13 protein-coding genes and 1 riboswitch are annotated in these 19,031 nt (G+C 69.3%); of the genes, 6 read left to right on the top strand and 7 right to left on the bottom strand.

What is annotated here, in order from left to right; genetic code table 11:
- Positions 1-217: 217 nt before the first annotated feature.
- The 3 genes from VGU03_RS09415 to VGU03_RS09405 form a co-directional block, all read right to left on the bottom strand.
- Complete coding sequence (locus VGU03_RS09415) at positions 218-3,331, bottom strand: efflux RND transporter permease subunit (protein WP_327480123.1); 3,114 nt, start codon at positions 3,329-3,331, stop codon at positions 218-220.
- A 265-nt stretch (positions 3,332-3,596) separates the two neighbouring features.
- Complete coding sequence (locus tag VGU03_RS09410; protein WP_327480122.1) at positions 3,597-6,839, bottom strand: efflux RND transporter permease subunit; 3,243 nt, start codon at positions 6,837-6,839, stop codon at positions 3,597-3,599.
- Between the two features lie 230 nt (positions 6,840-7,069).
- Positions 7,070-8,296 carry an efflux RND transporter periplasmic adaptor subunit gene (locus VGU03_RS09405; RefSeq protein ID WP_327480121.1) on the bottom strand — a complete coding sequence of 409 codons (1,227 nt, stop codon included), beginning with the start codon at positions 8,294-8,296 and terminating at the stop codon, positions 7,070-7,072.
- A 331-nt stretch (positions 8,297-8,627) separates the two neighbouring features.
- Here VGU03_RS09405 and VGU03_RS09400 point away from each other — a divergent pair, with 331 nt between their 5' ends.
- Positions 8,628-9,149 (top strand): c-type cytochrome, encoded by a 522-nt coding sequence (locus VGU03_RS09400; protein ID WP_327480297.1) that lies wholly within the window; start codon positions 8,628-8,630, stop codon positions 9,147-9,149.
- Between the two features lie 91 nt (positions 9,150-9,240).
- On the opposite strand, the gene VGU03_RS09395 is transcribed toward VGU03_RS09400, so the two are convergent.
- Positions 9,241-9,492, bottom strand: coding sequence for a hypothetical protein (locus VGU03_RS09395; RefSeq protein ID WP_327480120.1), 252 nt, complete (start codon positions 9,490-9,492; stop codon positions 9,241-9,243).
- The gene (locus VGU03_RS09390) at positions 9,489-10,103 is read right to left on the bottom strand and encodes an ACP phosphodiesterase (protein ID WP_327480119.1); all 615 of its coding nucleotides are present in this window, start codon (positions 10,101-10,103) and stop codon (positions 9,489-9,491) included. Before VGU03_RS09390 ends, VGU03_RS09395 begins: the two co-directional genes overlap by 4 nt.
- 57 nt (positions 10,104-10,160) lie before the next feature.
- Between VGU03_RS09390 and VGU03_RS09385 the strand changes: the two genes are divergently transcribed.
- The 4 genes from VGU03_RS09385 to VGU03_RS09370 all read left to right on the top strand — a co-directional run bounded on the left by VGU03_RS09385 (position 10,161) and on the right by VGU03_RS09370 (position 14,341).
- Positions 10,161-10,847, top strand: a complete 687-nt coding sequence (locus tag VGU03_RS09385) for an alpha/beta family hydrolase (protein ID WP_327480118.1) — start codon at positions 10,161-10,163, stop codon at positions 10,845-10,847.
- 64 nt (positions 10,848-10,911) lie between these two features.
- Entirely contained in the window at positions 10,912-12,021 is a 1,110-nt protein-coding gene (gene zapE, locus VGU03_RS09380) for a cell division protein ZapE (protein WP_327480117.1), read from the top strand.
- A gap of 113 nt (positions 12,022-12,134) precedes the next feature.
- Complete coding sequence (locus VGU03_RS09375; protein ID WP_327480116.1) at positions 12,135-13,946, top strand: bifunctional diguanylate cyclase/phosphodiesterase; 1,812 nt, start codon at positions 12,135-12,137, stop codon at positions 13,944-13,946.
- Positions 13,943-14,341, top strand: a complete 399-nt coding sequence (locus VGU03_RS09370; RefSeq protein ID WP_327480115.1) for a hemerythrin domain-containing protein — start codon at positions 13,943-13,945, stop codon at positions 14,339-14,341. The genes VGU03_RS09375 and VGU03_RS09370 overlap by 4 nt, the downstream gene beginning before the upstream one ends.
- A gap of 7 nt (positions 14,342-14,348) precedes the next feature.
- Here the strand turns inward: VGU03_RS09370 and VGU03_RS09365 are convergent, their stop codons facing one another.
- On the bottom strand, positions 14,349-14,822 hold the full coding sequence (locus tag VGU03_RS09365) for a DUF421 domain-containing protein (protein WP_327480114.1): 474 nt from the start codon (positions 14,820-14,822) through the stop codon (positions 14,349-14,351).
- A gap of 4 nt (positions 14,823-14,826) precedes the next feature.
- Positions 14,827-15,861 carry an SDR family oxidoreductase gene (locus VGU03_RS09360; protein ID WP_327480113.1) on the bottom strand — a complete coding sequence of 345 codons (1,035 nt, stop codon included), beginning with the start codon at positions 15,859-15,861 and terminating at the stop codon, positions 14,827-14,829.
- 282 nt (positions 15,862-16,143) lie between these two features.
- A riboswitch (cobalamin riboswitch) is annotated at positions 16,144-16,362 on the top strand.
- Between the two features lie 243 nt (positions 16,363-16,605).
- On the opposite strand from VGU03_RS09360, the gene VGU03_RS09355 reads away from it, so the two are divergent.
- The gene (locus tag VGU03_RS09355; protein ID WP_327480112.1) at positions 16,606-19,020 is read left to right on the top strand and encodes a ribonucleoside-diphosphate reductase subunit alpha; all 2,415 of its coding nucleotides are present in this window, start codon (positions 16,606-16,608) and stop codon (positions 19,018-19,020) included.
- Positions 19,021-19,031 lie beyond the last annotated feature (11 nt).

The following is a 19,031-nucleotide window of genomic DNA, read 5'->3' as shown; positions in this document are numbered from 1 at the left end:
CTTATCCCTCACCGGGCTTAGTGAGGCCGTTTCTTTGGTTACTTTCTTTGGGCCAGCAAAGAAAGTGACCCGAGCGCCGCAGGCGATCGGAAGCTCTTCGCGCCCGACCAAATCACGGAAGGGTGTCTCGCAAGAGCGCCAAACAAGATATCCCCTTCCCCGCGAGCCCCGTCCCCTCACCCCAACCCTCTCCCCGCAGGGGAGAGGGAGCACGGACTCAGGAGGCCTGGACGACTTCGCGACGGCGGTGCCGCGCGCGCCAAGCCCGCCAGCGTGCGGACAGGCACGAGAAGATCACGTACAGCGCCGGCGTGCTGAGCAGGGTCAGGCTCTGCGAGATGAGCAGGCCGCCGATCAGCGCGATGCCCAGCGGCCGGCGCAGCTCCGAACCCTCGCCCAGGCCGATCGCGATCGGCAATGCGGCCAGGATCGCCACCATGGTGGTCATCATGATCGGCCGGAAACGCACGATGCACGCCTCGCGCGCCGCCTCCAGCGGACTCTTGCCGTGCTCGCGCTCGGCCACCAGCGCGAAGTCGATCATCATGATCGCGTTCTTCTTGACGATGCCGATCAACAGCACCAGCGCGATCTGCGAGATCACCGACAGCTCCGTCCCGGTCAGCCACAGCGCCAGCAACGCGCCCACGCCCGCCGCCGGCAGCGTGGAGAGGATGGTCACCGGGTGGATCAGGCTCTCGTAGAGCATGCCCAGCACGATGTACACGGTGAGGATCGCCGCCAGGATCAGCCAGCCCATGCCGCTCTGGGTCTCCATGAAGCGGCGGAAGTCGCCGCCTACGTTGAGGCGGATGTCGCCGGGCATGCGCAGGCCCTCGGCGGTGCGCTGGATGATCGCCATGGCCTCGCCCATGCTCACGCCGTCGGCGAGATTGAAGGACAGGTCCATCGTCGTGTACTGGTCCTGGTGCGTCACCTCCGAAGGCGCCAGGCCCGGCTCCTGGCGCGCCAGCGCACCCAGCGGAATCATCTTGCCGGCGTCCGAGCGCACGTAGATGCGGTCGATCGCCGCGGGCGTGGCGGTCTGCGAAGGCAGCGCGTTGATCACCACCTTGTACTGGTTGATGTCCGAGTAGATGGTCGACACCTGGCGCTGGCCGAAGGCGTTGTAGAGCGCCCCGTCGATGGTCCCGATGGACACCCCCAGGCGCGCCGCCTTGTCGCGGTCGACCACCACGTTCTGGCGCAGGCCGGCCTCGTCGATGTCGCTGCCGACGTCCTTGAGCTTGGGATTCTTCTTCAGCGCCTCGACCAGCCTGGGCAGCCACGTCTGCAGCTCCTGCAGGTCGTTGCCCTGCAGCGAAACCTGGTACTGCGCGCCCTGGTTGCCACCGCCGCCGCTGCCGCTGGGCAGGTCCTGGATCGGACGCAGGCGCAGGTTGAGGTCGGGGTAGCGGGCGGCCTTGGCCGATAGCCGGGCGAGCACGGTGAAGGTGTCCTCGCGCCGGCCCTCGCCAAGCGTCCTGAGCTCGATGTTGAACGCTCCGGCGGTGCCCTGCCGGCTGGTGCCCAGCCGCGAACCGACCGCCTTGACGTCCGGGTCGGCCAGCAGCATGCGGGTCAGCCGCTCCTGTCGCGCCATCGCATCCTGGAACGACACCGTCGCGCTGGAGGTGGCGCGGCCCCAGATCAACCCGGTGTCCTGCGGCGGGAACAGCCCCGACTTGACCATGCCGAACAGGAAGAAGGTCGCCACGATCAGCACCAGCGGCGTCAGCGAGAGCGCCAGCGCGTGGCGCAGCGCGAAGTCCAGCGCGCGGGTGTAGATGCCGAGCATGCCGGCGTGGAAGCGGTCCAGCGCCGCGCCCAGGCGCGAGGGCCGCGCGGTCTCGTGCCCGCGCAGGAACAAGCCGCACAGCGAGGGCGTCAGCGTCAGCGAGATCAGCGCCGACATGGCGATGGCCGCCACCAGCGTCACCGTGAACTCGTGCATGAACATGCCGGTGATGCCCGGCGCGAACAGCAGCGGAATGAACACCGCGATCAGCGAGGCGGTGATCGAGACGATAGTGAAGCCGATCTCGCGCGCGCCGGTGAGCGCTGCCTCGAAACGCGGCATGCCCGCGTCGATGTGGCGGATCACGTTCTCGATCACCACGATCGCATCGTCCACCACGAAGCCGATCGCGATCACCAGCGCCAGCAGGGTGAGGTTGTTGAGCGTGTAGCCGAGCACGTACATCACCACGAACGCGCCGGCCAGCGACAGCGGCACGGTGAGCGCGGCGATCAGCGTGGGCGCGAGCCGGCGCAGGAACAGCGCCATCGTCAGCACGACCATCGCCAGCGAGATGAGCAAGGTCGCCTGCACCTCGTGCAGCGAGGCGCGGATGGTCGGCGTGCCGTCGAAGTACGGCGTGAGCGTCGTGCCCGGCGAGAGATACGCACGCAGCGCCGGCACCTGCGCCTTGACGCTGTCCACGGTGGCGATGACGTTGGCATCGGCCTTCCTGTAGACGTACATCAGCACCGCCGGCTTGCCCTGGAACCAGGCCGCCTGGAAGGCGTCCTGCTGGCCGGCATAGACGTGCGCCACCTCCGACAGCCGCACCGGCACGTGATTGCGCACCGCGACCACCAGCCCGGCGAAATCCTCGGCGGTGTGCAGCTGGTCGTTGGCGGTGATCGCCATGGTGGTCCTGCCGTTGGACAGGAAGCCCTGCGGCGAAGTGACGTTGGCCGCGGTCAGCGCGTTGCGCAGCTGGTCGGGCGACAGGCCCATGGCGTTGAGCGCATGCAGGTCCACATCCACGCGGATCGCCGGCGTGGCTGCGCCGGCGATCTCCACCGAGGACACGCCCGGCAGCTGGCGCAGCCGTTGCGCCAGCAGGCTGTCGGCCGCGTTGTACAGATCGGCCGCCGACTGCGTATCGGAGGTCAGCGCGAAGGCGATGATCGGATCGTCGTTGGGATTGGCCTTCTGGTAGCTGGGCGGGCTGTTCAGCCCCGGCGGCAGGTCCGGCGCGGCCGCATTGATCGCCGCCTGCACGTCGCGCGCCGCGGCATCCAGGTCGGTGCCGCCGCGGAACATGAGAAACACCGAGGCGCTGCCCTCCGAACTGCGCGAGCGCATGGAGTCGATGCCCGGCACCTGGCCCAGGTGGCGCTCCAGCGGCGCGGCCACGGTGGAGGCCATGGTGCTGGCATCGGCGCCGGCCTCCTGCGCCTGCACGAAGATCACCGGGAACTGCATCTGCGGCAACGCCGCCACGCCCAAGAGCGCATAGCAGATGATGCCGGCGATGAGCACGCCCGCGGCCAGCAGCGAGGTGCCGATCGGGCGGCGGATGAAGGGGCCGGAGATGTTCATGCGACGGCGTGGCGGGCAAAAGAGGACAGGATACGCGGCATCGCCGTGCTAACGCGCATCAGGCCAATCGGTTGATCCGCATCGCGGGTACCCGAGCGCCGGCAGGCGATCGGAAGCCCGCCGCAGGCGAGCAAAGTCGCGCGGAGGCCACGACCGACCCCGCGAGCCCCGCCCCTCACCCCAACCCTCTCCCCGGAGGGGAGAGGGAGCAGGAGCGCTGCGCCACGCATGCTCCCGCCAGGCCGCACCAGCAGGAGCAGGAACGCTACACCGCGCGCGCGTCGGCCTGGGCCCGCTCCAGCGCCCGCCGCTCGCGGCGCAGCCGCAGCCAGTCGGAGAAGCGCTCCATGTACAGGTAGATCACCGGCGTGGTGTACAGCGTCACCAGCTGCGACAGCAGCAGGCCGCCGACAATGGACACGCCCAGCGGCCGGCGCAGCTCCGCGCCGATGCCGTTGCCCAGCGCCAGCGGCAAGGCGCCCAGCATGGCTGCGGCGGTGGTCATCATGATCGGACGGAAGCGCAAGAGGCAGGCGCGGCGGATCGCGTCGCGGGCATTGAGCCCGTCGCGCTGCGCCTCGATCGCGAAGTCGATCATCATGATCGCGTTCTTCTTGACGATACCGATCAGCAGCACGATGCCCACGATGCCGTCCACCGACAGGCTCATGCCGCACAGGATCAGCGCCAGCAGCGCGCCCACGCCGGCCGGCGGCAGGGTCGAGATGATCGTCAGCGGGTGGATGTAGCTCTCGTAGAGCACGCCCAGCACGATGTAGATCACCACGATCGCGGCGAGCAGCAGCAGAACCTCGTCGCCCAAGGAGTTGTTGAACTCGGCCGCCTTGCCGATGAACTCGCCGCGCACCTGCGGCGGGAAGTTCAGCTGCGCCTCCACTTCGTGGATCGCCTCGACCGCCTGCGACAGCGAATAGCCCGGCGCCAGGTTGAACGACAGCGTCACCGCCGGCAGCTGCTGCTGGTGGCTGACCACCAGCGGCGAGGCGGTGACTTCGGCGGTGGCCAGCGAGGCGATCGGGATGGTGCCGCCGGCGCCGACCTGGAAGCCGACGTTGCCGGTGTTGCCGATGCCTGCGGGCGTCGCCGAGTTGGCCGAGGTCAGCTGGCCGAAGCTGGTGGCGGTCGAGCCGGTCAGGGCGCCGTTGCCGTTGCCGCGCACGGTGAGCTTGTTGAGCAGGTCGCGGCTGGAGCGGAACTCCGGCGCCACTTCCAGCACCACGCGGTACTGGTTCAGCTGGGTGAAGATGGTGGAGATCTGGCGCTGTCCGAAGGCGTCGTACAGGGTGTCGTCGATGGTCTGCACCGGCACGCCCAGGCGGCTGGCCTTCTCGCGATCGATGGTCAGCTTGAGCGCGTTGCCTTGGTCGGCCAGGTTGTTGTCCACGTCGGCCAGTTCCGGGCGCTGGCGCAGCGCCTGGGTCATCTGCTCGGCGCGCTTGGCCAGGTCGGTGGAGTTCACTTCCGACAGCGAGTACTGGTATTCGGTGGCGGCCACGCGGGTATCGAGCGTCACGTCCTGCACGGGCTTGAGATACAGCGCCACACCCGGGATGCCGGCGACCGCCTGCTGCAGGCGCGGCAGCACCTGGTCCAGACCGCCGCGGTCACTGCGATCCTTCAGCACGATCGAGAGCTGGCCCTGGTTGAGGGTGGGATTGATCGAACCGGCGCCGATGAAGGCGGCCACGCCAGAGACGGCCGGATCCTTGTGCAACGCGTCGGCCACCGCCTTGGTCCGCTGCTCCATCTGCGGAAAGGCGATGTTCTCGTCCGCCTGCACCACGCCGGTGACCAGGCCGGTGTCCTGCTCGGGCAACAGGCCCTTGGGGATCACCACGTAGAGGATCACCGTGATCGCCACGGTGGCGCCGGCTACCAGCATGGTCAGGCGGCGATGGTCGAGCACCCAGTCCAGCGTGCGGCCGTAGAAGTCCACCGTGCGCAGCCACACGCCCCGCTTGCCGGCCGCGGCATGGCGCTCGTGCGCGTCGTCGCCCTCCGGGAGCTGGTCCGGCTTCAAGAGGTAGGCGCACATCATCGGCGTCAGCGTCAGCGACACCAGCATCGAGATCGCCACCGCGATGGTCAGCACCCAGGCGAACTCGTGGAACAGGCGGCCGGTGACGCCGGGCATCAGCAGCAGCGGCAGGAACACCGCGATCAGCGAAACGGTCAGCGACAGCACCGTGAAGCCGATTTCCTTGGCGCCGATCTCGGCGGCCTCCTTGCCGCTCTTGCCCTGCTCGATGTAGCGCACGATGTTCTCGATCATCACGATCGCATCGTCGACCACGAAGCCGGTGGCCACGGTCAGCGCCATCAGCGAGAGGTTGTCCAGCGACATGCCCGTGAACGCCATCACGCCGAAGGTGCCCAGCAGCGACAGCGGCACCGCCACCGAGGGGATCACCGTGGCCCACAGCCGACGCAGGAACACGAAGATGACCGCCACCACCAGGCACACGGTGAGGATCAGCGTGAACTCCACATCGTGCACCGAGGCGCGGATGGTCACCGTGCGGTCGGCGAACACGTTCAGGTGCACGTCCGCCGGCAGCACCGCCTGCAGCTGCGGCAGCACCGCGCGGATCTGCTGCACCGTCTGCACGATGTTGGCGCCAGGCTGGCGACGGATGTCCAGCAGCACCGCCGGCTTGCCGTTGGCCCAGGCGGCGAGCTGGTCGTTCTCCACGCCGTCGACCACGCGCGCGACGTCCTTCAGCCGCACCGGCGCGTTGTCCTTGTAGCTGATGATGGTCTGGCCATAGGCGGCCGCGTCGGTGAGCTGGTCGTTGGTGCCGATCGAGTAGCTCTGCGTGGCGCCGTTCAGCGTGCCCTTGGGCGCGTTGACGTTGGCCGCGGTCAGCGCGGCGCGCACGTCCTCCAGGGTGAGCCCCAGGTTGGACAGCTGTGAGGGATTGACCTGCACGCGCACGGCCGGGCGCACGTTGCCGGCGATCGAGACCAGGCCCACGCCCTGAACCTGCGAGAGCTTCTGCGCGATGATCGAGTCGGCCAGGTCGTTGACCTCGCGCAGCTGACGACTGTCCGAGGTGAGCATCAGGGTGAGGATCGGCGCGTCGGCCGGGTTCACCCGGTTGTACACCGGCGGGTAGGGCAGGTTGTTGGGCAGCGTGCCCTTGGCCGCGCTGATCGCCGCCTGCACGTCCTGCGCGGCGATGTCGATGTCGCGGTCCATGTTGAACTGCAGGATGATCGTGGACAGCCCGGCCGACGAATCCGAGCTCATGATCGACAGCCCGGAGATCTGGCCGAACTGGCGCTCCAGCGGCGTGGTCACCAGCGCCGCCATGGTGGTGGCGCTGGCGCCCGGATACTGCGTGGTCACGACCAGGCTCGGCGCGTCGATCTCCGGCAACGCCGAGACCGGCAGCTGGCGGTAGCCGAGCACGCCCAGCAGCAGCACCGCCACCATCAGCAGCGAGGTGGCGATCGGGCGGCGGATGAAGAGGGTGGAGAAGCCCATGGTTTGTCCGGATCCGTGTATTTGGGTGGGAGCGCCGGGCGCCCGATGTCACGAATGGCGTCTCATCCTGGACGCCCATTCCCGCGAATGCGATCCACCGGACCTCGTGCGAAGGCCGGATGGATCGTTCGCCGCGCTCGCCCTTGCGGACGTCGCACGTCGCCTGCCCCGCTTTCGCGGGAATGGCGCCGGGCAAGCTCTGATCGTGCGCCTGCCACCTTGGTTGTTCTTCAGTGCCCGCGGCGACCGCCGCCGCCACCCTGCTTCTTGGCCTTTTCCAGTTCCGCCGCGCTCGGGGCCGCCGGCACCTCGCCGGGCTTGAGCGGGTTGACCTTGCTGCCGGGCTTGAGCCGGAACTGGCCCTCGGTGACCACGCGCTCGCCTTCCTTCAGGCCCGAGCCGATCATCACCGCGCTGTCGCCCACTTCCTGGGCGACCTTCACCGGCTGCATCTTGACGGTGTTGTCGGCCTGCAGCAGGTAGACGTAGTCGCCGTCCGGGCCGCGCTGCACTGCCTGCGCCGGGATCACCAGGCCGCCGTCGACCGTGCGCACCTTCAGCCGCACGTTGACGAACTGGCCCGGCCACAGCGCGTTGTCTGCATTGGGGAACTCCGACTTCAGGCGGAAGGTGCCGGTGCTGGCGTCGATCTGGTTGTCGATCACCTTGAGCACGCCGCCGTCGGCCACCACGTGCGCGTCGCCGCGGTCGAGCGCGGCCACCGACAGCTCGCCGCCGCCCTGCGCCGCCTGGCGCACCATGTCCAGGTTCTGCTCGGGCAGGTTGAACATCACGTTGATCGGGTGCAGCTGGGTCAGCGTGACGATGGTGCTGGAGGTGGTCACCACGTTGCCCGGATCGACGCCGCGGATGCCGGCCAGGCCATCGATCGGCGAGATCACCTTGGTATAGCCCAGCGAGACCTGCGCGTCGCGGATCTGCGCCTCGTCGGAGGCCACCGTCGCCTCCAATTGACTGACCGTGTTGCGCAGCGCATCCAGGTCCTGCTTGGCGATGTAGCCCTTCGGGCCCAGCTCCTGGCTGCGCGAGTAGTTGGCCCGCGCGGTGGCCAGCTGCGCCTGGTCCTGGCGCCGGCGCGCCACCGCCTGGTCATAGGTGGCCTGGAAACTGCGCGGATCGATCTGCGCCAGCACCTGGCCCTTCTTCACCGGCTGGCCTTCGGTGAACTCCAGGCTCAGCAGCCTGCCGCTCACCTGCGGGCTGATCGCCACCGTGTTGAGCGCCTGCACCGTGCCCAGCGCGGTCAGGTAGACCGGCACGTTCTGGCGCGCCACCGGCACCACCGTCACCGGCACGGGCGGCTGCTCGCCTTCCTTGCCCTGGGCCTTGCCCTGCCCCGCACCCGGGCCGCCCGGCTTTTGCATCAGGCGCAGCCCGATCAGGAGCAGCACCAGCACCACCACGACGGCCAGCGCGATCTTCCAAAAACGCGACATGTGCAAAAACTCCCGAATGGATGTCGATCCGCACGCCGCGCGCTTGGCGCTCCTTGCGGTAGGGTAGAAGGATAGGGTTACAGCAACGGACCTGGACAATGCCAGTTGACACGGGTGCCCCATGACCGAAGGCACCCAACCGATGGCATGTGGGGATGGGCCGGCGCGATGGTACGCCACGACACCGGCAAAGGTGGCGCGCCCCGGCGGCGACCTGAAACTTGCTGCCCGCTTGCCCTATAATGGGCGTCTTGTCTGCCTGACGCCGGCATCCCGAAGGGCGCGCCGGCATGTCCACTGATCACTTGGAGTTACTTGCGTGAGCGGTTCCCTGACCAAATCGGACCAGAGCTTCATCCGCCAGTTCGGCTGGCTGATCGCCGGTCTTCACGTGCTGGCGCTGGTGTTGCTAATCATGGCGTACACCATCTACACCCGCGAGCCGAAGGAAACCAATCCGCACGCCGCGCAGAACATCGCCGAGCGGCTGGCCCCGGCCGGCGCGGTGTATGCGGGCGACACCGGCCGCGCCGCCATGGCCGCCGCGCAGGAAGCGGCCGCCAAGGCCGCCGCCGCGCAGGTCGCCTTCGGCGGCAGCACCGACGGCAAGACGATCTACGAAGGCCTTTGCCACAGCTGCCATACCGCCGGCGTGGCCGGCGCGCCCAAGCTCGGCGACAAGGCCGCCTGGGCGCCGCGCATCGCGGAGGGCATCGACACCCTGGTCAAGCACGCGACCGAGGGCTACCACGGCCCGGACGGCAACTTCATGCCGCCCAAGGGTGGCATGCCCTCACTCACCGACGAGCAGGTCAAGAACACCGTGCACTGGATCGTGGACCAGGCCAAGTAAGCCGCAGGATCGACAGGCACTCGTCAACGCCGCCTCCGGGCGGCGTTTTCGTTGGCGAGGGTTATGGCCCGGCCCCGGACGTGCCTCGATCTCAATCGTCGCCCCAGCGCCAGCGCGGTCGCTCGCCCTTGAGCCAGAACGCCACCGACTGCGCCACGACGGCCGCGCCGATCGCCAGGGCGAACGCCAGCGGATCGCGATCCGGCGGGACGAAATGCACCGCTGCCGCGACGATGCCCAGGCAGACCAGCAGGACGAGCCAGCCTTGCCAGGTGATCGGCAAGCCCCAGCCCCAGCCGTAGCGCTTGGCCGGAAACCAGATAGTTCGGGTCTTGTTGTTCACGGCTCATCTCCTGATGGGTTCTCGACGCGTCCGCATGCGGCCCAGGCCTGGGCAAACCGGTGAAGTTGCGGGAAGAAAGCCTCGAAGCGCTGCTGCAGCGGCGCGTCCAGCGCCTGCAGCAGCGGCAGCATGTCGCTCAGCGGGTTGGCCCTCTGCAGACGCTGGCCGATCCCCGCCAGCGCGCGATCGAGCACGGCCGGGTCGGCGTAGGCCGCCGGCAGGTCGTTCGCCTGCATGTAGCGCGCGAAGCGCTGTGCCGCCGGCGGCAGCAGCGCTTCGTGCCGCTGCAGCAGGGCCCGCAGCTCGTTGGAGAAGCCTTGCAGCGGCACCGGCGACCACCGCGCGAAATCTCGCGCCAGGCAGTGGTCGAACCACATGTCCAGCGCGATGCCGGCGTAACGCCGGTAAGGCGGCGGGAACAGGGCGCGCGCGGCAAGCACGTCGGCATGGCGGTCGGTGTAGCCGTCGATCGCCCGGTGCAGCGCGACGCCTTCGCGCACGCCCGCCGGCAAGGCCGGATCGGGCGCGCCGCGCACGAAATCGCCCAGCACGCCGCCCAGCCGCAGCTCGTCGTCGCCGCCCGCCAGCAGCGCGTGTGCCAGGTGATTCACCGGCACGCCCCGCTGCGCTTCGCCGGCGTCACGTTGCCGGCGGTTATCATTGCGCGCATGACGCCCACCACCTTTCCCGACGACCCCACGAGCTTTCCCGACGAAGAGGCGAGCTTCGCGCTCACCGGCCCGGCAGGCAAGCTGGAGGCGATCGCCAACGTCGCCGCGCCCGCCGAGGCGCGCGCCGGCGTGGCGCTGATCTGCCATCCCAATCCCGTGCAGGGCGGCACCATGCACAACAAGGTGGTGACGATGGTCGAGCGCAGCCTGCGCGAATCCGGCCTGGACACCGTGCGCTTCAACTTCCGCGGCACCGGCGCTTCCGCAGGCAGCTACGACGAAGGCAACGGCGAGAGCGAAGACCTCGCTGCGGTGGCCGACTGGGCACGCCGCATGCGGCCGGGCGATGCGCTGTGGCTGGCCGGCTTCTCCTTCGGCAGCTACGTGACCATCCGCAACGCCGTGCGCCTGAAGGCCGCGGCGCTGGTCAGCATCGCGCCGCCGGCGGGGCGCTTCGCCCTGGGCGGAATCGAAGTGCCCCAATGCCCCTGGCTGATCGTGCAGGGCGAGGCGGACGAGGTGGTCGAGCCGCAAGCCGTATTCGAGTGGATCGCCGGCCTGCCGGTCAGGCCCGAAGTGGTGCGCATGCCCGAGACCGGCCATTTCTTCCATCGCCGCCTGATGGACCTGCGCGGGGCGGTCAAGCACGCCGTGCAGCCGTGGCTGCCGCCGCGCCGCGCGTGAGCAGGCGCAGCACCGCTTCCCGCCTCGCGGGAGCCGGTCCGGATACCCGCCCAGAAACGCTTGCATGACCATCGATACGACCCCCTCCGCCCGCTACCACGAAGGCGTCATCGCCCATCGCTGGGAGGCCGATCCGGCCCAGCTGGCCGTGCTGCCCCAGTTCGACCGCATGCATGCGCTGCTGCGCGCATCGCCCGGCGACGGCGGGCTGCTCGGGCGGCTCAAGTCGCTGTTCGGCGAGGACGCGCGGGCGCCGGTGCAGGGCCTGTACCTGTGGGGCAGCGTGGGCCGCGGCAAGACCTTCCTGATGGACCTGTTCGCCGCCAGCCTGCCGCACGGCGTGGCGCTGCGCCGGCATTTCCACCGCTTCATGGGCGAGGTGCACGCGCGCCTGCGCGAGCTGGACGAGCGCGCCGATCCGCTGGAGGACGTCGCCGAGGGCCTGGCCGCGCGCTGCCGCGTGCTGTGCCTGGACGAGTTCCTGGTCAACGACATCGGCGACGCGATGATCCTGGCCAACCTGCTCGACGCGCTGTTCCGCCGCGGCGTGGCGCTGGTCACCACGTCCAACACGGCGCCGCGAGGCCTCTACCGGGACGGCCTGCAGCGCGCCCGCTTCCTGCCCGCGATCGCGCTGATCGAGCGGCACTGCCAGGTGGTGGAAATGGTCTCGCCGCACGACTGGCGCCTGCGCGCACTGACCCAGGCGAGCGTCTACCTCACGCCGCCCGGCGCCGAGGCCGAGCGCGCGCTGGCGCGCATCTTCGCGAGCCAGGCGCAGGACGACCCGCACGAGGGCGGCGCGATCGAGCTCAACGGCCGCAGCATCGCCGTGCGCCGCCGCGCCGGCGGGGTCATCTGGTTCGATTTCGAGGCGCTGTGCGAAGGCCCGCGCGCGGTGGCCGACTACATCGCGCTGGCGCGCACCATGCCCACGGTGATCGTTTCCAACGTGCCGCAGTTCTCCGTCTACAGCGAGGATGCCGCCAAGCGTTTCGTGCTGCTGGTGGACGAGTTCTACGACCGCCACGTCAAACTGGTGCTGTCGGCCGCCGCGCCGATCACCGAGCTGTACGACGGCGAGCGCCACCGTGCCGAGTTCAGCCGCACCGAGTCGCGCCTGATCGAGATGCAGAGCGAGCACTACCTGGCGCTGCCGCATCGGCCGGATTGACCGGACCGGCTGCCGCCGACCCTTCCCAAATTTGCATTGCGGCTGCAAAGGCCGCCGAAGTACCCTGAGAGGGTTATCGCGAGTCCCACCACGTCGGACGAAGGGGGAACGCCATGCAGACGACGGTGGAACAAGATCCGGACATGACCTCCGCCGAATCGGACACCGCCGGCACCGGCGCGGACGACCGGGCGGCCGAAGGCTACGCCGTACCAGGCTTCGACGCGATCGCTCGCCTGGCGGCCGCATCGCTGGACGTGGCGATCGTCCTGCTGGTGCTCAACAACGGCAGCGCCTACTGGTACAGCCGCGACGCCGATCCGGAGCATACCCACGTGCTCCACCCGCTCTACCTGGAGGCGGCGCGCCGCGGCACCGGCCAGGTGCTGGCCGACATCGCCGCCGACGCGCGCTACCGCGACACGCCGCCGCTCTCGGGCACGGCATCGGCGGCGCTGCGATTCTTCGCCTGCGAGCCGGTGTACACCTTGAGCGGCCGCCACGTGGGCGCGCTGTGCGTGATGGACCCGGTACCGCGCACCGGCCTGGACGACGCCGGCCACGCCGCCCTGCGCGACGCCGCGCGGCTGGCCGGCGCGGGCGTGGTCCTGGGCGGCTACCTCGGCCGCACCGATCCGGTGACGCAGCTGCCGCATCGCAGCGCCTTCTTCGAAGACCTGCGCGCGCGCCGGCTCAACGGCGCCCAGCGCGCCTGGCTGATCGTCATAGAAGTCGCGCCGGTGGAGCGCTTCAACGCGTTCGTGCGGGCGATGGGCTTTCCCTATGCCGACGAGCTGATGCGCGCCGTCGCCGCGCGCGTACAGGCCTGGATGCCGCCCGCCACGCGCCTCTACCAGGTCGGCGTCACGCGCTTCGCCGCGGTGCTGCCCGAGGCCGACACGCCGCTGGGCGCTGAGCAGTTGGACGACCTGGTCGCGCGACTGCGCAACCCGTTCGACTGCCTGGACATCCCGCTCACGCTGCAGCCCGGCGTCGGGCTGCTCGACCTGGACGTGCGTCGGCTCGACGGCGCCGACCCGCTGCGGCAGGTGATGAGCGCCTCGCATGCCGCCCAGCACAGCCCGCGCGGCTGGGCGCTGTACGAGCGCAGCCAGGACGAGCGCCACCGGCAGGAGTTCTTCCTGGTCACCGAGCTGGCCGCGGCGCTCACCGAACGCACCGAGCTCTACCTCGACTACCAGCCGCGCGTGCGCCTGAGCGACGGCCGCTGCGTGGCGGTCGAGGCGCTCGCGCGCTGGCGCCATCCGACCCTGGGCGAGGTGCCGCCCGGCCAGTTCGTGCCGCTGGCCGAACGCGCCGGGCTGATGCGCTCGCTGACCGGCTGGGTGCTCGAGCACGGCGTGGCGCAGCTGGCCGGCTGGCGCCGGGCGGGCTACGACATCGGCCTGTCCATCAACATCTCCAACGCCGATTTCGACGCCGACCTGGTCACGCGCCTGGAAGCGGTCGCGAGCCGCCACGCCGTGGATCCGCGTGGGCTGGAACTGGAGTTCACCGAGAGCACGCTGCTGCTGCACAACGACGCGACCAGCCGGCACCTGGCGGCCGTGCGCGAACTGGGCGCCGGCATCGCGATCGACGATTTCGGCACCGGCTACAGCAACCTCGCCTCGCTGCGCCAGATGCCGGCGACCTGCCTGAAGATCGACCAGTCGTTCGTGCGCTCGATGGACGCCAACCGCCACGACGCCGCCATCGTGCGCTCGATGGCCGCGCTGGCCCGCGACCTGGGCTTCCGCGTGGTGGTCGAGGGGGTGGAGAACCGACGCATCTACCACGCGGTGCGGCGAATGGCCTGCGACGAGGTACAGGGCTTCCACGTCTCCCGGCCGCTGCCCGCCGCCGCCGTACCTGCCTGGCTCGAGCGCACCGCCGATTGGCACCATGGCGAGGGGACTGCATGAGATTGACCGATATCCTGCGCGACCAGCATGCGCAACTGGTCGCGATGCTCGACGACCTGGGCCGTCACGGCATCGCCGGAGCCGACGGACGCGAACGGTTGCAGCGCGCGCAGCAAGCCATGCTTTCGCACTTCAGCCTGGAGGAGAGCCGGATCTACCCGGCGCTGCAAACGAATCCCGCCACTACCGCGCTGGCGGAGCGCTACCTCGGCGAGTTGCAGCAACTGACGCCCGCGCTGCTCGCCTTCTTCGACACCTACCGCGAGGGCGACGCCGACCCGCGCGCCTTCGCGCACAGCCTGGAGCAGTTGATGGCCGTGCTCAGACAGCGCATCGTCCGCGAGGAGGAGCGGCTGTACCCGGCCTACGAAGCTTATTGCGAACCGAGCGTCTGAAGGCGGCTCACTCCCCGTTCCGACTCGCCTTGAGCACGCTGACCTTGCCGTTGGCCTCCAGCCGGGCCTCGACCACGTCACCGATCTCGTGCAGGCCCTTCTCGCGCAGCGCGCGGCGGAAAGCCGCCTCGGACATGTCGTGCCGGCGCAGCGCATCCTCCAGCACGCGTCCGTCGCGGGCGAGCAGGCTGTCCTTGCCTTCCACCACACGGTCGAGCCAGGGCCAGCGCGCGCACGCCCAGCCGATCGCCTTGTCCAGGATGAAGATGGGTATGACGCCGATCACCGCCGACAGCGGCGACTTGTCCTCGCCGGTGATCGCGATGCGCAGCGTGCTGCCGACCAGCATGAGCACGACGATATCGAATGTCGTCATGTCGCCGAACGCGCGCTTGCCGATCAGCCGCAGGACGATCAGCAGGCCCAGGTAGACGCCGGCGCCGCGCAGCACATAGACCCACCAGGGATCGGTCAGGTGCATGGCATCAACCGGTCGAGCCACCCATCACCGGCAAGATCGCGCCGCTGATGTAGCTCGAGCAGCTGGGTGCGGCCAGGAACACGTACGCGGGCGAAAGCTCTTCCGGCTGGGCCGGCCGGCCCCACGGATTCTGCTGGCCGAACTTGGCCACCTGCTTGGCCGGCTTGTCGGCCGGGTTGAGCGGCGTCCACACCGGCCCTGGCGCCACCGCGTTGACGCGGATGCCGCGCGACACCAGGTTGCTGGCCAGCGACATGGTGAAGGCGTGGATCGCGCCCTTGGTCGCCGAGTAGTCGAGCAGCTGCGCGTTGCCGAACAGGCCGGTCTCCGAGCCGGTGTTGATGATCGCGCTGCCCTCGTGCAGGTGCGGCAGCGCGGCGCGGGCCATGTGGAAGTAGCCGTAGATGTTGGTGCGCATGGTTAGGTCGAAGTGCTCCTCGGTGATGTCCTCCAGCGCATCGGCGTGTTCTTGGAAGGCGGCGTTGTTGACCAGCACGTCCAGCCGGCCGAACGCGTCCACCGCCTGCTGCACGGCCTGCTCGCAGAACTGCGGGTCCTTCACGTCGCCGCGGATCAGCAGGCAGCGCCGGCCCTCCTTCTCCACGTGGCGCTTGGTCTCGCGCGCATCCTCGTCCTCGGACAGGTACACCACCGCCACGTCGGCGCCCTCGCGCGCGAACAGCACCGCCACCGCGCGGCCGATGCCCGAGTCGGCGCCGGTGATGATCGCGGCCATGTCCTCGAGCTTGCCGCTGCCGCGGTACTGGGGCGCCTTGAACTGCGGCCGCGGCTCGAGCTTCGCCTCCTTGCCCGGCTTGGAAAGGTGCTGCTCGGGCAGCGGCGTGCGCGGTCTGGGCCGCGGGCTGGTCTGGCCCGGCGGCTTCTTGGCCGCGCTCTTCCCGGTGGCGGACTTGGCGGCCTTGGCCTGCTGCTTGCGCTTGTCCTGGGCGTCGATCTGCGATTGCACGCGCCGTTCTTTCGTCACCGCCTTGCCGCTGCCGTTGCCGTTGCCGCGCGTGGCGTTCTTCGTGGTGGCCATCGTCCGCTCCCGTTGTGGCTGGGTATGGTCGGCGACGATAGGCAGCGCGCCGTGGCGGACAGGTGAGCGCAGCGCGGCATGCGGCATGGAGGATCTCGCGCGAAGAGCGCCCTATCTGCCCTTCGGGCGTCTTCCCCGTGGAACGGGGAAAGGATCGTGTCCGCGGGCAGCCTTTTGCCGAGCCTTCCACCGCGAATGCGGGGCCTGCCGAAGGGTGGGTGGGCACTCCTGGCCATTCACTTCGAAACACGAAATATTGGGTTGACCACCCGCATTTCTACCGATATGTTGTGCCTTGTCGGTGCCCGGCCAGACGCGACTGTCGGACGGGCTTAAAAGGGAATCCGGTGCGAATCCGGAACTGCCCCGCAGCGGTAAGCGGAAACGAACGCCCTCACATGCACTGGGCCGCAGCGCCTGGGAAGCGAGGGCAAGTAGGTGGATCGATGCGATCGGTCCGCGTCCGCAAGTCCGAAGACCTGCCGGCACGCCGGGCCCCCAGGGCCGGCGGTCGCGTCCACTGAGACGCGCCCGTCCGACCCTGGCGCGACCCGGCGCGGGTGGCCGCTTCCGCGGGGAGGCGCGTCGCATGCGGACAGGCGCTGTCCGCGCGACGTGCGTTCCCAAGGCAAGCGGAAACCTCAGGCCCTGCGCGCGGGAGCAGGCGTTTGACGTTTTCGGAACCGTCGCGTCGGTGCGCCCTCCTCCGCATCGGCGCGGCGGCTTCCCTTTCCGGAGATCCGCATGGACACCCTCGACAACCCTTCGCACGAAGGCGGCACGGCCGCGCGCGCCGACGATTTCGCCCTCACCCCGCCGCACAACCCCGCGCAGATGCGCGTGACCAAGCGCAACGGCGCCACCGAAAGCGTGGACGTCAACAAGATCGTGCGCGCGGTGACGCGCAACGCCGAGGGCCTGCACGCGGTCGACCCGCTGCGCGTGGCGCTCAAGACCATCGGCGGCCTGTACGACGGCGCCACCACGGCCGAGCTGGACCAGCTCTCGATCCGCACCGCCGCCGCGCTCACCGCCGAGGAACCCGAGTACGGCCAGCTCGCCGCACGCCTGCTCGGCGCCTACATCGACAAGGAAGTGCGCGGGCAGGAGATCCAGAGCTACTCCCAGTCCATCGCACGCGGCGCCGAGCTCGGCCTGCTCAATGCGCGCCTGCGCGATTTCGTCGCCGCCCACGCGCGCAAGCTCAACGACGCGATCGATCCGCTGGCCACGCGCCGCTTCGAATACTTCGGCCTGCGCACGGTGTACGACCGATATCTGCTGCGCCACCCGCAGGCACGCAAGGTGATCGAGACGCCGCAGCACTTCTTCATGCGCATCGCCTGCGCGCTGGGCGGGCAGGACGTGGGCGAGACGCTGGAGCTCTACCGGCTGCTCTCCTCGCTGGAGTACATCCCCAGTTCGCCCACGCTGTTCAATGCGGGCACCGCGCACGAGCAGCTTTCCTCGTGCTTCCTGCTCGATTCGCCGGCCGATTCGCTGGAGGCGATCTACGACAAGTACGCGGACGTCGCCAAGCTCAGCAAGTTCGCCGGCGGCATCGGCCTGTCCTTCACCCGGGTGCGCTCGCGCGGCTCGCTGATCCGCGGCACCAACGGCCACTCCAACGGCCTGGTGCCCTGGCTGAAGACGCTGGACGCCTCGGTCGCCGCGGTGAACCAGGGCGGCAAGCGCAAGGGCGCGGCCTGCGTGTACGTCGAACCCTGGCACGCCGACGTGGAGGAGTTCCTCGAGCTGCGCGACAACACCGGCGACGAGGCGCGGCGCACGCACAACCTGAACCTCGCCAACTGGGTGCCCGACGAGTTCATGCGCCGGGTGGAGGCCGACGGCGACTGGTCGCTGTTCGATCCCAAGGCCGTGCCGCAACTGGCCGACCTGTGGGGCGTGGCGTTCGAGCGCGCCTACCGTGCGGCGGAAGCCGCCGGCCTGGCGATGAAGACGATGAAGGCGCGCGAACTCTACGCGCGCATGCTGCGCACCCTGGCGCAGACCGGCAACGGCTGGATGACCTTCAAGGACCGTTGCAACGCCACCGGCAACCAGACCGCCGAGCCGGGCAACGTGATCCACCTGTCCAACCTGTGCACCGAGATCCTGGAGGTCACTTCGGCCGACGAGACCGCGGTGTGCAACCTGGGCTCGATCAACCTTGCGCGGCACGTGGCCGACGGCGCCTTCGACTTCGCCAAGCTCACCGCCACCGTGCGCGCGGCGGTGCGCCAGCTCGACCGCGTGATCGACCTCAATTTCTACCCGATCGCCACGGCGCGTGCGGCCAACCTCAAATGGCGCCCGGTGGGCCTGGGCGTGATGGGCCTGCAGGACGTGTTCTTCCAGCTTCGGCTGCCGTTCGATTCGGCCGAGGCGCTGGCGCTGTCCACGCGCATCGCCGAGGAGATCTACTTCCATGCGCTGGAGGAATCCTGCGCGCTGGCCGAACAGCTCGGCGCGCATCCGGGCTTCGGCCAGACCCGCGCCGCGCGCGGCGAGCTGCAGTTCGACTACTGGCCGCAGGCGGCGCCGGGCGACGAGGCGCGCTGGAGCGCCCTGCGCGAGCGCATCAAAGCCGGCGGACTGCGCAATTCGCTGCTGGTCGCCATCGCGCCCACCGCCACCATCGCCTCGATCGCCGGCTGCTACGAATGCATCGAGCCGCAGGTCTCCAACCTGTTCAAGCGCGAAACGCTCTCGGGCGACTTCCTGGTGGTCAACCGCCACCTGGTCGAGGAACTGAAGACGCTGGGCCTGTGGACGGCCGACGTGCGCGACGCGATCAAGCTGGCCGAAGGTTCGATCCAGGGCATCGGGGTGATTCCCGAGCGGCTGCGCCAGGTCTATCGCACCGTGTGGGAGCTGCCGCAGAAGGCGCTGATCGACCTGGCCGCCGCGCGCGGCGCGTACATCGACCAGAGCCAGTCGCTGAATCTCTTCATGGAGAACCCGAACATCGGGCAGCTTTCCTCGATGTACATGTACGCGTGGAAGGCGGGACTCAAGACCACCTATTACCTGCGCTCGCGGCCGGCGACCAGGATCGCCAAGACCACCGTGGCCGCGCCTGCCAGCCAGCAACAGGCAAGCGCAGCGGTGTTTTGTTCACTGGAGAACCCTGAGTATTGCGAGGCCTGCCAGTGATGGGAGAAAGC

This window comes from Frateuria sp., from assembly GCF_035944355.1.
Lineage (GTDB): Bacteria > Pseudomonadota > Gammaproteobacteria > Xanthomonadales > Rhodanobacteraceae > Frateuria_A.
Note: the sequence above shows the minus strand (reverse complement) of the source record. Positions and strands in the feature narration are given on the sequence as shown.